The 12449-nt window shown below is 29.7% G+C and carries 15 protein-coding genes; 10 read left to right on the top strand and 5 right to left on the bottom strand.

Annotated elements, in window-relative coordinates; all coding sequences use genetic code 11:
- Positions 1-3 precede the first annotated feature (3 nt).
- The 5 genes from ACEQT4_RS00930 to ACEQT4_RS00910 form a co-directional block, all read right to left on the bottom strand.
- Positions 4-846 (bottom strand): ATP cone domain-containing protein, encoded by an 843-nt coding sequence (locus ACEQT4_RS00930; protein ID WP_370225586.1) that lies wholly within the window; start codon positions 844-846, stop codon positions 4-6.
- A 3-nt stretch (positions 847-849) separates the two neighbouring features.
- Positions 850-1689, bottom strand: coding sequence for a universal stress protein (locus ACEQT4_RS00925; protein WP_370225585.1), 840 nt, complete (start codon positions 1687-1689; stop codon positions 850-852).
- A 119-nt stretch (positions 1690-1808) separates the two neighbouring features.
- Positions 1809-2645 (bottom strand): universal stress protein, encoded by an 837-nt coding sequence (locus ACEQT4_RS00920; RefSeq protein WP_370225583.1) that lies wholly within the window; start codon positions 2643-2645, stop codon positions 1809-1811.
- Between the two features lie 89 nt (positions 2646-2734).
- Positions 2735-4099: an oxygen-independent coproporphyrinogen III oxidase gene (hemN, locus tag ACEQT4_RS00915; protein ID WP_370225582.1), complete on the bottom strand. Its 1365-nt coding sequence runs from the start codon at positions 4097-4099 to the stop codon at positions 2735-2737.
- Between the two features lie 73 nt (positions 4100-4172).
- Positions 4173-4829, bottom strand: coding sequence for an HAD family phosphatase (locus tag ACEQT4_RS00910; RefSeq protein ID WP_027879831.1), 657 nt, complete (start codon positions 4827-4829; stop codon positions 4173-4175).
- Between the two features lie 78 nt (positions 4830-4907).
- Here ACEQT4_RS00910 and ACEQT4_RS00905 point away from each other — a divergent pair, with 78 nt between their 5' ends.
- The 10 genes from ACEQT4_RS00905 to ACEQT4_RS00860 all read left to right on the top strand — a co-directional run bounded on the left by ACEQT4_RS00905 (position 4908) and on the right by ACEQT4_RS00860 (position 12299).
- The gene (locus tag ACEQT4_RS00905) at positions 4908-5540 is read left to right on the top strand and encodes a Crp/Fnr family transcriptional regulator (RefSeq protein WP_370225581.1); all 633 of its coding nucleotides are present in this window, start codon (positions 4908-4910) and stop codon (positions 5538-5540) included.
- Positions 5541-5605: 65 nt separating this feature from the next.
- Positions 5606-6400, top strand: a complete 795-nt coding sequence (locus ACEQT4_RS00900; RefSeq protein ID WP_027879833.1) for a sulfite exporter TauE/SafE family protein — start codon at positions 5606-5608, stop codon at positions 6398-6400.
- 98 nt (positions 6401-6498) lie between these two features.
- The gene (locus ACEQT4_RS00895) at positions 6499-7914 is read left to right on the top strand and encodes a rhodanese-like domain-containing protein (RefSeq protein ID WP_370225579.1); all 1416 of its coding nucleotides are present in this window, start codon (positions 6499-6501) and stop codon (positions 7912-7914) included.
- A gap of 120 nt (positions 7915-8034) precedes the next feature.
- On the top strand, positions 8035-8394 hold the full coding sequence (locus ACEQT4_RS00890) for a rhodanese-like domain-containing protein (RefSeq protein WP_370225578.1): 360 nt from the start codon (positions 8035-8037) through the stop codon (positions 8392-8394).
- Positions 8395-8401: 7 nt separating this feature from the next.
- A complete protein-coding gene (locus ACEQT4_RS00885; RefSeq protein ID WP_370225577.1) occupies positions 8402-8671 on the top strand; it encodes a heavy-metal-associated domain-containing protein in 270 nt (89 codons plus the stop codon).
- A gap of 2 nt (positions 8672-8673) precedes the next feature.
- Positions 8674-9702 (top strand): DUF3365 domain-containing protein, encoded by a 1029-nt coding sequence (locus ACEQT4_RS00880; RefSeq protein WP_370225576.1) that lies wholly within the window; start codon positions 8674-8676, stop codon positions 9700-9702.
- Positions 9703-9713: 11 nt separating this feature from the next.
- Entirely contained in the window at positions 9714-10010 is a 297-nt protein-coding gene (trxA, locus tag ACEQT4_RS00875; protein WP_106678517.1) for a thioredoxin, read from the top strand.
- Entirely contained in the window at positions 10010-10612 is a 603-nt protein-coding gene (locus ACEQT4_RS00870) for a methyltransferase domain-containing protein (protein WP_370225574.1), read from the top strand. Before trxA ends, ACEQT4_RS00870 begins: the two co-directional genes overlap by 1 nt.
- Positions 10613-10753: 141 nt before the next feature.
- Positions 10754-12016, top strand: coding sequence for an FAD/NAD(P)-binding oxidoreductase (locus ACEQT4_RS00865; RefSeq protein WP_370225573.1), 1263 nt, complete (start codon positions 10754-10756; stop codon positions 12014-12016).
- Positions 12017-12155: 139 nt separating this feature from the next.
- Positions 12156-12299: a hypothetical protein gene (locus ACEQT4_RS00860; RefSeq protein WP_169558270.1), complete on the top strand. Its 144-nt coding sequence runs from the start codon at positions 12156-12158 to the stop codon at positions 12297-12299.
- Positions 12300-12449 lie beyond the last annotated feature (150 nt).

The following is a 12449-nucleotide window of genomic DNA, read 5'->3' as shown; positions in this document are numbered from 1 at the left end:
TTGTTAAGAATTACATAATAAGTTAAATTCGTTTAAAATTCTTTTTTTTCGGGTAGTAGAAACACCTAAATGGTCTAAATAGAAATAATCATTTAGTAAGTCTTTACTAAGTACTATATCTCTATTTAATAAAAATTGTTTTTCTCTTTTTGTTAGTAAAGTAGAAACTGTTATTGGATATAACTTATACTTATCTATACGTTGTTTAAGACTATTATTGTGAGGGTAATCCCAACTAAGTAATTTTAAACCTACACAATTACCAAAAATTTTAGCGTCTTCTGTAAACCTAGTATTAGTAACGACCCAACCTTCTGATAAAGTAGAAGTTTTATTTTGATTATCATTCCATTTATCTTGAACATCTTTGTATCTAGAGAATATATATAACGGAATTTTGACATTACAATTTAATCCTTGCTCACCATGAAATTTGCATTCTACTAATAGGGTTTTGTTATTTTTTGAGGCAAGAATATCTATTTCATGAGAGACGCAAATACCAGAAACTACATCGCCAACACTAGTGTTATATTGCTCTGCATTGAAAATTGCAGCAACAAAGCGCTCAAAAGGAAAGCCTGTTGGACCAAGTTCGTAGATTGCTTTTTTTAATTTGTATTTGGAGGCAATATGACTTTGTTTAGATTTTAAAAGCGCAAATGCACGATTATATATTTCTTTTGTACTTATACCTTGATAGATTTCATCTCTAACTTTATCTGCAATTTGGTTAGTTAAATTAGTATCTGCTCCACTTTTTTTTAATGAATGTTTAAGTTTATCTATTGAAAAACTTACTTTTTTACCAGACGATTTTGTGACATCAAAACTCTTGTTTTTCATTGTTTAAGATGTTTTTTTATTTGGAATAACTAAAAATGGTATTTGAGGATTAAAACCAATTTTATTAATCACAGGCTCATTTAGAATTTTTTCAAAAATGCTATGTTTGTAATTGACCATTACTAATAAATCGATATCTAAATCTTTTATAAAAGTATTTATTACTTCTGTTTTTTTGTCAAAGTTTGGTACACTATGATAATGTGTTTTAAAGCCTTGTAAGCTTGACTTAAGTACCGATAAATTATAATCTTGTATACTAGATAATGGTTTATTAGTTTCTATATGCATTATTCTTAAAACAGCGTTATTGTTGTAAGCTAGATCATTTAATATAGTTAACTCTTCTGTAGTGTAAAAACGGTTTAAATCTGTCGAAAAAGCAATTTGTTTTATAGGGTTATAGTCATAATCTTCTGGCAAAATCATAACTGGGCAAGATAAATGAGTTTTTACAACATTAACACTATTAGTACCAAACAAACTATTTAACATACTGTTTATCCCTTTAGTACTCATTATGACTAAGTCAACAGAGATTTTTTTTGTAATTTCTTCTATTGCATTTGTTAAAGGCTGAAATTTTATAATAGTTTTAAACTCATGATTAGCATTATGATCACTATTTTCAATTTGTTCTTTAAATTGATTTAGTTGATCGTTACCCAATTTCATTATGTTTTCTATATAAACTTCATTTAATGTAGAAAGTATTTCTGGATTTAAAACTTCTGTATGTAAAAGATGAAATGTGCATAAATCATATTTATAAAGTTTTACAGCGTATACTAATCCAGCCCAAGAGTTATCTGAAAAATCTACAGGAATTAAAATATGTTTCATAGTCTTAAGTTTTTGATTTACTTAAAGTTAGTTTAAATTTTCATAATAAAATATGATAACTGTTAGGAAATAAAAAAGCCAGCTAAAAAGCTGGCTTTTTAAAATTATTTTAAATTTACTTACTTGATTTTAAAAGTTATAACAGGCAAAGACGCGTGGTTAGCAATATCTTCTGAAATACTTCCAGATAAGAAATGTGTAAACCCTGTACGACCATGTGTAGCTATAGCAATAGCATCTGCGCCAGATACATTAGCAAAGTTTAAAACACCTTTTTCTACGGTGTAATCTGCTACATATTTTACGTTATCTAATTGACTTAAGTCGCCATCTGCTTTAGTTAAAAAGTCTGCTACTGTCTGTTCTATTTCTTGAGAACTGTTAAAATTGTCACCTGGTGTATTTACATATAGCAAGTGTAGTTTAGAACCTAAAGTTTTAAATAGCTTAGTAGCATTTAAATAAGGTGTAACACTTTTTTCTGTAAAATCTGAAGCAAATACTACATTATCAAAACTTAAAGTAGTCGGTTTGTTTTTTATTACAAGTACAGGGATATCTGCATGTCTAACTACTTTTTCTGTGTTGGATCCAACAAATATTTCTTTTAAGCCACTACTACCATGAGATCCCATAACAATCATATCTGCATTTTGCTCTTTAGCAACATCATTTACTTCGCTAAATACTTTAAAATGTTTAACTATTGGTGTTACGTTAATACCTTCTAAAAAGTCTTGCTCTAAAAATTCATTAAACTTTTTTTCTGCTAGTTTTATAAAGAAAACAGTTTCGTCTTGTAAAGCTGTTTCTCCTTTAGTTAATATAGTTTCAGAGATTTCTAACATGTGCAATGCTAAGATTTCTGCATTATATTTTTTTGCTAGTATTGATGCAGCTTCTAAAGCATAATTAGAATGTTCTGAGAAATCTACTGGTACAATTATTTTTTTCATTTTTTTGTTGATTTTAAGAGTTATATAAAGTTATTAATTTTTTAAGGTTTTAAAGTTTTTTTTTATGATTTAAGCTTTAATTAACATGCTTAAATTGTCATAGAAAAAAGTTGTGTTTCTGGTTTATTTCTTTGTAGTAACAAATCAAAAGCCATACATATGTTTCTTATAAATGGTTTGCCTTTTTCTGTAACAAAAATTTGATTTAGTTTTATGTTTACTAATCCATCTTGTTGCATTTCTTGTAATTTGATTAGTATTTCTGGTATTTCTTCAAAATACAAACCATTTGACATCCAACTTGTTTTAAAATGACACATTAAATTTAAAATATGTTGTCTTATTATTAGGTCTTCTGTAGTTAAAATATGACCTCTAAATACAGGTATTATATTATCGTTTATAAGTTGATAATAATCTTCAATATTTTTAACATTTTGTGCAAAAGCATACCAGCTATCACTTATAGAAGATACACCTAAACCAATCATAACTTTAGTTTTTGATGCTGTGTAGCCCATAAAGTTACGATGCATGGTTTCGTTTTTACTAGCTTTATACAAACTGTCTGTTTTTAGTGCAAAATGATCCATACCTATATCGTAATAACCTGCATCTGCTAGTAGTTTTTTACCTAATTGATATTGGTTTTGTTTACTATCTGCTTTTGGCAAATCACTGTCTTTAAAACCACGTTGTCCATTCCCTTTTATCCATGGGACATGGGCATAGCTGTAAAAAGCAATTCGGTCTGGTAGTAACGCTTTTGTTTTTTTTATAGTTGCTTCTACATGTGCTTCTGTTTGAAAAGGTAAACCAAAAATTATATCATGTCCAATAGAGGTGTAACCAATTTCTCTAGCTTGTTCTGTAACACGTTTTACGTTTTCAAAAGGTTGAATGCGGTGTATTGCCTTTTGTACTATTGGGTTGTAATCTTGTACACCAAAACTAACACGTCTAAACCCTAAATTATATAAGGTTTGTAAATGTTCTTTTGTGGTATTATTTGGATGACCTTCAAAGCTAAATTCATATTCATTAGCGAGTTCTGCTTTAGCTTTAAGACCATTAATTAAAAGGGTTAAATTTTCTGTCGAAAAGAATGTTGGTGTCCCGCCACCTAAGTGAAGCTCTTTGATAATTGGTTTATCATCAAACAACTCGCAATATAAATTCCATTCTTTTAAAACAGCTTCAATATAAGGAGTTTCAACTTCATGACGTTTAGTTATACGTTTGTTACAACCACAAAAAGTACATAAACTTTCGCAAAAAGGGAGATGGATATAAAGACTTATACCTTCTTCTTGATTACTTTCATTAAAAGCTTTTATAAGGTTTTCTTTCCATTTATTAGAAGAAAACGTTTCTGTATTCCAATATGGTACCGTTGGATAACTTGTATATCTAGGTCCGGCTACATTGTATTTATTAACTAAAGAAAAGCACATAACTAATTTTTTATAATTCAAAATTAGTGTGCAAAAACTATTTAAAACATGACATTGGTCATAACACTATAAATTAAATAAGTGTCTTAACCTTTTGATAAGGTATTTGTTTAAAAGAAGAAATTACTAAATCTGCTTGACTATAATCTTGATTTTTTGAGTGTAAACTGTCATATCCAATACAATAACTACCTGCAGATTTTGCTGCTTTTATACCGTTTGTAGAGTCTTCTATAACAATACAGTGTTCTTGTTTAAAACCGGCTAATTGAGCTGCTTTTTCAAAAATTTCTGGATGTGGCTTAGATGCTTTTAATGTAGCGCCACTAATTTTTGCTTTAAAATACTGGTCTAATTCAAATCTTGTAAACACCTTGTTAATTGTACTATTTGAAGCTGAAGAAGCTAAAACTAAAGTTAAACCATTATTAAAATAATCAACAATAATATCAAGTACACCATCTAATAGCTGTAAACTTTCGTCTGTTTCAAATAAACCATTAAAGTGACTACGCTTGCACAATTCTAAATCTTTAGGATTAGCTTTTAAATTAAAATGATTAACAAGTTTGGTACAAACATTTCTTGTAGATTGACCAGTAAAACTTTCGTATAAATTTTTAGTTACATCAATTTTATAATCTTCAAACATTTTGTGATAGGCTTTATTGTGTAAAGGTTCTGTATCTACAATTACACCATCCATATCAAATAACACAGCTTTTAACATAAACAAGATTAAATTTTAGCAAACTTAAACTTAATATTATTTAAAATACATAACTTTACGTAGAAAAATTATTCTAAAATGATAGAAGAGCTTAAGCAGCATTATGGCTATTTATTTGAAGATGAATTGCTTCAAGAAATAAACAATGTTGGTACTTATAGAGATATTCCAGAAGGACTTAAATTGATAGAAATAGGAGACTACATAAAAACTATGCCACTATTAATTAGCGGAGCCATTAAGATTTTAAGAGAAGATAAAGAAGGAGATGAGCTTATTCTTTACTTTATAGAACAAGGTGATACTTGTGCAATGACATTGTCCTGTTGTTTAGGAGATTCTAAAAGTGAAATAAGAGCAATAGCCGAAACAGATGCAAGGTTAATAATGGTGCCAGTTCAAAAAATGGAAGAGTGGCTAGGCAAGTATAAATCATGGCGTAATTTTGTGTTGCAAAGCTACCAAAACAGAATGACCGAGCTTTTAGAAGCTATAGATACTATTGCTTTTTTAAAAATGGACGAAAGACTATTTAAGTACCTTAAAGATAAAGCAATGGTAAATCATAACGATGTGATACATGTTACACATCAAGAAATAGCTTCAGACTTGCATACATCAAGGGTTGTAATATCAAGACTACTTAAAGCTTTAGAAATAAATGGTCGCATAGAGCTACACAGAAATAATATTAAAGTACTAGACTTATAACCCTGTAACAAATGTTACAAAAAAACAAGCTAATCATTATTAGTTTTGAGTACTAACTCTTAACTATGGAAATACAATATATACTTGGATACATAGGCGCATTACTAATAGGTCTTGTTTTAGGCTTAATTGGTGGTGGCGGATCAATACTTACAGTTCCTATACTAGTTTATCTTTTAGGGATTAATCCAATTACAGCTACAGCTTATTCTTTATTTGTGGTTGGTAGTTCTGCTCTAGTTGGAGCTTTAAAAAACATTCAAAAAAAATTAGTAGACTTTAAAACAGCAATTGTTTTTGCAGTTCCTGCATTTACAGCAGTATTTTTAACACGTAAGTATTTAGTACCAGCAATACCAGAACAATTTTATAAAATAAACAATTTTATAATCACAAAAGATATTGCAATAATGTTACTATTTGCAGTATTAATGCTTTTAGCTTCAATATCTATGTTAAAAAGTAAAAAAGAAGTTATAGAAGAAGATGTAAGCCTTAATTTTGTAGTTTTCTTTTTTCAAGCGGCATTTATAGGTGTTCTAACAGGATTAGTTGGTGCTGGTGGCGGATTTTTAATCATACCAACATTAATGTTTTTTGCTAGAATGTCTATAAAAAATGCTGTAGCAACATCACTATTAATTATAGCTATTAACTCGTTAATAGGATTTATTGGAGATGTTCAAAATATAGAAATAGATTGGTTGTTTTTATTAAGTTTTACATCCATCTCTATTATTGGTATATTTATCGGCACGTATCTTTCAAAATTTATTGAAGGCGCAAAACTTAAAAAAGGATTTGGATGGTTTGTACTCGTCATGGGGATATATATAATCTTCAAAGAGTTAACTAAATGATAATTGTAACTTTTGTTACATCTATATAATTACAAATCAATTAATTTTATAACCCATTAATAATCAATTTTTAAAATTGAATTAGAACATAAAATAACATGAAAGTAGAACAAATTTATACTGGTTGTTTAGCTCACGCAGCGTATTACATAGAAAACAATGGTGAAGTAGCAATAATAGATCCGCTTCGCGAAGTTCAGCCATATATTAATAGAGCAAAATTAGACGATGCAAAAATCAAGTATGTTTTTGAAACGCATTTTCACGCAGATTTTGTTTCTGGTCATTTAGATTTAAAAGAAAAAACAGGAGCAAGTATTGTATTTGGACCAACAGCAAAACCAAATTACGAAGCAATAGTAGCAGAAGACGGACAAATCTTTGAAGTTGGTAACTACAAGATAAAAGTTATTCATACACCAGGTCATACAATGGAAAGTACCACATATCTTTTAATAGATGAAAACGGTAAAGAACACGGTATTGTTACTGGCGATACGTTATTTATTGGTGATGTAGGTCGTCCAGATTTGGCGCAAAAAGTGGCAGAAGATTTAACTCAAGAAAAATTAGCAGGTTATCTATATGATTCTTTACGTAACAAAATTATGCCATTAAGTGACGATTTAATAGTGTATCCAAATCACGGTGCAGGATCGGCATGTGGTAAAAACATGAGTAAAGAAACTACAGATACTTTAGGAAATCAAAAAAAGGTCAACTATGCTTTAAGAGCAGATATGACCAAAGAAGAATTTATAGAAGAAGTTCTTGACGGATTATCAGAGCCACCAGGATATTTTCCTCAAAATGTAATGATGAATATTACAGGTTACGAAAGTTTTGATAACGTTATCACTAAATCTAATAAACCGTTATCACCAGAAGCTTTTGAAGCTGCAGCAAATGAAACAGAAGCTATTATTTTAGATGTACGTCATCAATCAGAATTTGTAAAAGGACATATACCACGTTCAATTTTTATTGGTATAGATGGTGGATTTGCTCCTTGGGTTGGTGCTTTAATTGTAGACGTAAGTCAGCCAATACTCTTAGTAGCTCCAGAAGGAAGAGAAGAAGAAGTGGTAACACGTTTATCTCGCGTTGGTTTTGATAATGTAATAGGTTATTTAGATGGTAGTTTTCAATCCTGGAAAAATTCTGGTAAAGAGTATGATACTATAACTTCAATTTCAGCAGAAGAATTCGCTAACCGTTTTGAAGATAATAAAGACGTTGTATTTGATGTAAGAAAAAATGGAGAGTTTACTGCCGAACATGTTGACGGAGCAAAAAGTACACCATTGGATTACATAAATAATTACTTACAAGAATTTCCTGATAATAAAACATTTTATGTGCATTGTGCAGGAGGATATAGATCTGTAATAGCAGCTTCTATTTTAAAAAGTAGAGGCATCCACAACTTAATAGATGTTGGTGGTGGTTACGGTGCTATCAAAAAAACAGATATACCAGTAACAGACTATGTTTGTCCATCAACATTAAAGTAGTTTTAAGTTTTTTAGTTAGTTAAAAGTGTGTGTTACAAATCTGTAACACACACTTTTTTTTGTAACAAAGGTTACCAACAATAGTAACAAATTGACGTAATTTTATAGAAATTTTTATAGATGAAATACATACTCATTATGTCAATATTCTCATTTTTATTCGGAAATAATTCAGTACAAGATAAACCAATAAAAGTATTATCTCCAAAAGAATTTAAAGCCGAAATCCAAGATAAAGACGTGCAATTAATAGATGTACGTACACCTGCTGAATTTGAAGTAGGACACATTGAAGGCGCTAAAAATATAGACTTTTTTTCGGGGAAATTTAATGTAGAATTTGACAAATTAGACAAAGAAAAACCAGTTTACATTTATTGTAAAAGCGGAAATAGAAGCAGACAAACCGCTAACAAATTAGCAGAAAGAGGTTTTAAAGAAATCTACGATTTGCAAGGCGGAATTTTAAATTATAAATAAAATAAATATGAAAACATCAATAATAGTTCAAAACCTAAAATGTGGTGGTTGTGCAAATACCATTTCGACTAAATTATCAGAAATTGAAACAATTTCAAATATTCAAGTCGATGTAGAAGAAAGTAAAGTCACTTTTAATGTCTCAAACTCAGAAGATGCAATAGAGGTTAAACAAAAGCTAAAAAGTTTAGGTTATCCATCAATAGAAGACGAAAACGGATTAGTATCTAAAGCTAAATCTTTCGTCAGTTGCGCAACTGGTAAATTATCAAAATAAACATGAAACAGTTACTTATAATTTCAGTTTTAGCAATCACTTTTTTTAGCTGTAAAGATTCAGAAAAGAAACATCACTCTGCATTAGATTTACAATTACAAGCTAACAATCATCCTGGTAAAAAGCTAATGGAAAAACATTGCTACGTTTGTCATAGTCCAACTGCTAGTCATGATGACAGAATTGCGCCACCAATGGTTGCAATTAAAAAACATTACATAGATGAAGATACATCAAAAGAAAAATTTGTCGCAGAAATAAATGCTTTTATAAAAAACCCAACTAAAGAAAATGCAAAACTCTATGGTGCTGTAAAACGCTTTGGAGTTATGCCAAAACAATCTTTCCCAGAAGAAGATATTAAGCAAATTGCAGAATATATGTTTGATTTTGATATTGAGCAACCAGAATGGTTTGAAGATCATTTTAAAGAAGAACAAGGTAAGCATAAAGGTAAAGGCATGGGTAACGAAAAAGGTAAAGGAAAGGGTAAAGGAAAGAGTAAAGTAATGCACAAACAACAAGCAGAAGTTAACTATCAAAATTTGCCTTACGGCGAACGTGGTTTAAAATATGCATTAACCACAAAAGCAGTTTTAGGAAAAAACTTGATGGGAACCATCCAAAAAAAAGGAACTTTAGAAGCGTTAGCATTTTGTAATGAGCAAGCTTATCCGTTAACAGATAGTATGAGTGTTGTACACAATGCTAACATTAAAAGAGTTTCTGATAAACCAAGAAATCCTAATAATAAAGCAAACGCAATAGAGCTTGATTATATCAATATCTTTAAAAAACAGTTGGCAAATCAAGAAGAGATTAGTCCAATTGTAAAAGAAGATACAGATCAAGTACACGTGTATTATCCAATCGTTACAAATAGTATGTGTTTACAATGTCATGGTAAACCTAACGAAAATATTAAGCCTGAAATAATAAAAAAGTTAACTTTGTTATATCCAGAAGACCAAGCTACAGGTTATACAACGGACCAAGTTAGAGGTATTTGGAGTATTAGTTTTGATAATTAAAACATTTAGGTATGAGTAAGTTTTCAGATATTATCAATCAAGATAAACCTGTTTTGATAGATTTTTTTGCAGAATGGTGCGGACCATGTAAAATGATGAGTCCTATTTTAAAAGAAGTAAAAGACAATTTAAAAGAGCGTATTTCTATAATAAAAATTGATGTAGATAAAAATCAAGCATTAGCCGCAAAATATCAGGTTAGAGGCGTACCTACACTTATGATTTTTAAAAACGGAAAACAAGTTTGGCGCCAATCTGGTGTGCTTCAAAAAAATGAAATTATTAACATTATCACTAATTTAGATTGATGGATTTATCTGAAAAATATTGGGATACGCGTTATAAAATTGATGATATAGGTTGGGACTTAGGACAAGTTTCACCACCATTAAAAGCTTATTTTGATCAGTTAGAAGATAAAAACTTAAAGATTTTAATACCTGGCGGCGGTAATAGTTATGAAGCTGAATATTTACACAATCAAGGTTTTACAAATGTTTTTGTGGTAGATGTATCTAAAACTGCTTTAGAAAATTTTTCAAAAAGAGTGCCTAACTTCCCAAAAAAACACTTAATACAAAAAAACTTTTTCGATATAGATACAACTTTTGATCTTATTGTAGAACAAACTTTTTTCTGTGCAATAAATCCTAATTTAAGAGCAGCCTATGCAGCAAAAGCTTATGACTTGCTAAACCCAAAAGGTAAAGTTGTAGGATTATTATTTGATGCACCATTAAATACGGATAAACCACCATTTGGAGGTTGTAAAGAAGAGTACATTAATTACTTCAAACCGTATTTTAAAATTACCATTATGGAAAATGCTCACAACTCAATAAAACCAAGAGCTGGTAGAGAATTATTTTTTAGAATAGATAAAATAGAAAAAGAAACTACAGTTTTTTAGTTTTTGATAAAAAACTACGCTTAATATTGTTAAAACGCTATTATTTTGTTTGTTGTGTAACAAAAGTTACAATTTTTGTCTTAAAACACTATTATTTTTATCAAGATTGAAAACTAACAAACTCACTTAATAAAAATAATAATGAAATCTCACTATCAAATTCTAGTAATTGGTGGCGGAACAGGAGGAATCATGACTGCAGCCAATTTACTATCCAAAAATAAATCGTTAGATATAGGTATAATCGAGCCAGCAGATTGGCATTATTATCAACCAGCTTGGACATTAGTTGGAGCAGGTACATATGATTTTGATAAAACAAAACGTCATATGTCATCTGTTATGCCAAATGGGGTAGATTGGATAAAAGATTACGCTACAATTTTTAAACCAGAAGAAAATACTGTTGAAACTAAAGAAAATGGAGCTATAACATATGATTTTTTAATTGTATCTCCTGGTTTAGTTATGGATACCTCTTTAATAGAAGGTCTAACAGAATCTTTGGGTAAAGGTGTAGTTTGTAGTAATTATACAGATCCAAAACATACTTGGGATGTAATTAAGAATTTTAAAGGAGGTAATGCGGTGTTCACACAGCCAACAACCCCAATTAAATGCGGTGGAGCACCTCAAAAAATCGCTTATTTAGCAGCAGATTATTTCAAGAAAAACGGATTGAAAAATAAAACTAATGTTGTATTTGCAACACCTGGTTCTGTTATTTTTGGTGTAAAAGAAATTAGAGAAAACTTAATGCAAGTGATTAGTAGATATGGTATTCATTTTAAACCATTTTATGCGCCAATTAAAATTGATGGCGAAAATCAAATTGTTACCTTTAAAGGTGTTGGAACTGGCGAAAATAAATGTGTGATAAATGAAGATAATGAACTAAGAGAAATCATGTCCGGAGAGTCTATTATAGAAATGCCTTTTGATATGCTTCACCTTGCGCCACCACAAACAGCACCAAAATTTGTTAAAGAGTCTCCTTTAGTTAATGAAGCTGGTTGGTTAGATGTAGATAAACACACTTTGCAACATAATACATACGCTAATATTTTTGGTTTAGGTGATGTTGCTGCGTTACCTACAGCAAAAACAGGAGCTGCGATACGTAAGCAAGTACCTGTAGTTACAGATAATATTTTACAATTAATAGCACATAGCAAAAAAGGAAATAAATCATACAACGGTTATTCATCTTGCCCATTAGTAACAGGATATGGCAAAATGATTTTAGCCGAGTTTGATTACGATAATAACTTTATTCCAGACCCAAAACTTAAACAAATGCTTGTTTTTAATAGCGAAAAAGAGCATTGGCGACTTTGGATGTTAAAAAAATATGGATTACCGTATTTATATTGGAACAAAATGATGAAGGGAAAAGAAGTGTAAATATCATCATCTTAATTAATAGCGTAAAGCATCTGATAATTTCAGATGCTTTTTTAGTTTTAATGACAAATGTCATATTTCATTATGTAAATCGGTTATACCTTTACATTGTAATAATTAAAGACTAAACTAATCAATTATGGTATCTCAAAATATATCTCTTTATAGCTGGAGTAACGGTGTAATAATGATTGTTATTTTTGGTATTGTTTGTTTAACACTTATAGGTTTTGCTATAAAGTTTATGAGTGGAGAAAGTAAAAAGGATGATACTAAAGAGTAGCTTTTTTATTTAAATTTGGTTAAAGAGTGCAAGTAATTGCACTCTTTTTTTATAAAGTTCTGTTAAAAAACCAGCTTTTGTAACAAATGTTTCAAATAGAATTAATCTATTGTTTTATTTTTATATAATAGAATTTAAATATTGAAATAT

The organism is Mesoflavibacter sp. (assembly GCF_964226795.1).
In the GTDB taxonomy this organism is placed as follows: Bacteria; Bacteroidota; Bacteroidia; order Flavobacteriales; family Flavobacteriaceae; genus Mesoflavibacter; species Mesoflavibacter zeaxanthinifaciens.
The sequence above is the reverse complement of the archived record's forward strand: the minus strand, read 5'-3'. Positions and strand labels throughout refer to the sequence as shown.

Excerpts from the sequence above, each read along its gene's own strand:
- ACEQT4_RS00930 (WP_370225586.1), bottom strand. The coding sequence starts at position 846 with ATGAAAAACAAGAGTTTTGATGTCACAAAATCGTCTGGTAAAAAAGTA.
- ACEQT4_RS00925 (WP_370225585.1), bottom strand. The coding sequence starts at position 1,689 with ATGAAACATATTTTAATTCCTGTAGATTTTTCAGATAACTCTTGGGCT.
- ACEQT4_RS00920 (WP_370225583.1), bottom strand. The coding sequence starts at position 2,645 with ATGAAAAAAATAATTGTACCAGTAGATTTCTCAGAACATTCTAATTAT.
- hemN (WP_370225582.1), bottom strand. The coding sequence starts at position 4,099 with ATGTGCTTTTCTTTAGTTAATAAATACAATGTAGCCGGACCTAGATAT.
- ACEQT4_RS00910 (WP_027879831.1), bottom strand. The coding sequence starts at position 4,829 with ATGTTAAAAGCTGTGTTATTTGATATGGATGGTGTAATTGTAGATACA.
- ACEQT4_RS00905 (WP_370225581.1), top strand. The coding sequence starts at position 4,908 with ATGATAGAAGAGCTTAAGCAGCATTATGGCTATTTATTTGAAGATGAA.
- ACEQT4_RS00900 (WP_027879833.1), top strand. The coding sequence starts at position 5,606 with ATGGAAATACAATATATACTTGGATACATAGGCGCATTACTAATAGGT.
- ACEQT4_RS00895 (WP_370225579.1), top strand. The coding sequence starts at position 6,499 with ATGAAAGTAGAACAAATTTATACTGGTTGTTTAGCTCACGCAGCGTAT.
- ACEQT4_RS00890 (WP_370225578.1), top strand. The coding sequence starts at position 8,035 with ATGAAATACATACTCATTATGTCAATATTCTCATTTTTATTCGGAAAT.
- ACEQT4_RS00885 (WP_370225577.1), top strand. The coding sequence starts at position 8,402 with ATGAAAACATCAATAATAGTTCAAAACCTAAAATGTGGTGGTTGTGCA.
- ACEQT4_RS00880 (WP_370225576.1), top strand. The coding sequence starts at position 8,674 with ATGAAACAGTTACTTATAATTTCAGTTTTAGCAATCACTTTTTTTAGC.
- trxA (WP_106678517.1), top strand. The coding sequence starts at position 9,714 with ATGAGTAAGTTTTCAGATATTATCAATCAAGATAAACCTGTTTTGATA.
- ACEQT4_RS00870 (WP_370225574.1), top strand. The coding sequence starts at position 10,010 with ATGGATTTATCTGAAAAATATTGGGATACGCGTTATAAAATTGATGAT.
- ACEQT4_RS00865 (WP_370225573.1), top strand. The coding sequence starts at position 10,754 with ATGAAATCTCACTATCAAATTCTAGTAATTGGTGGCGGAACAGGAGGA.
- ACEQT4_RS00860 (WP_169558270.1), top strand. The coding sequence starts at position 12,156 with ATGGTATCTCAAAATATATCTCTTTATAGCTGGAGTAACGGTGTAATA.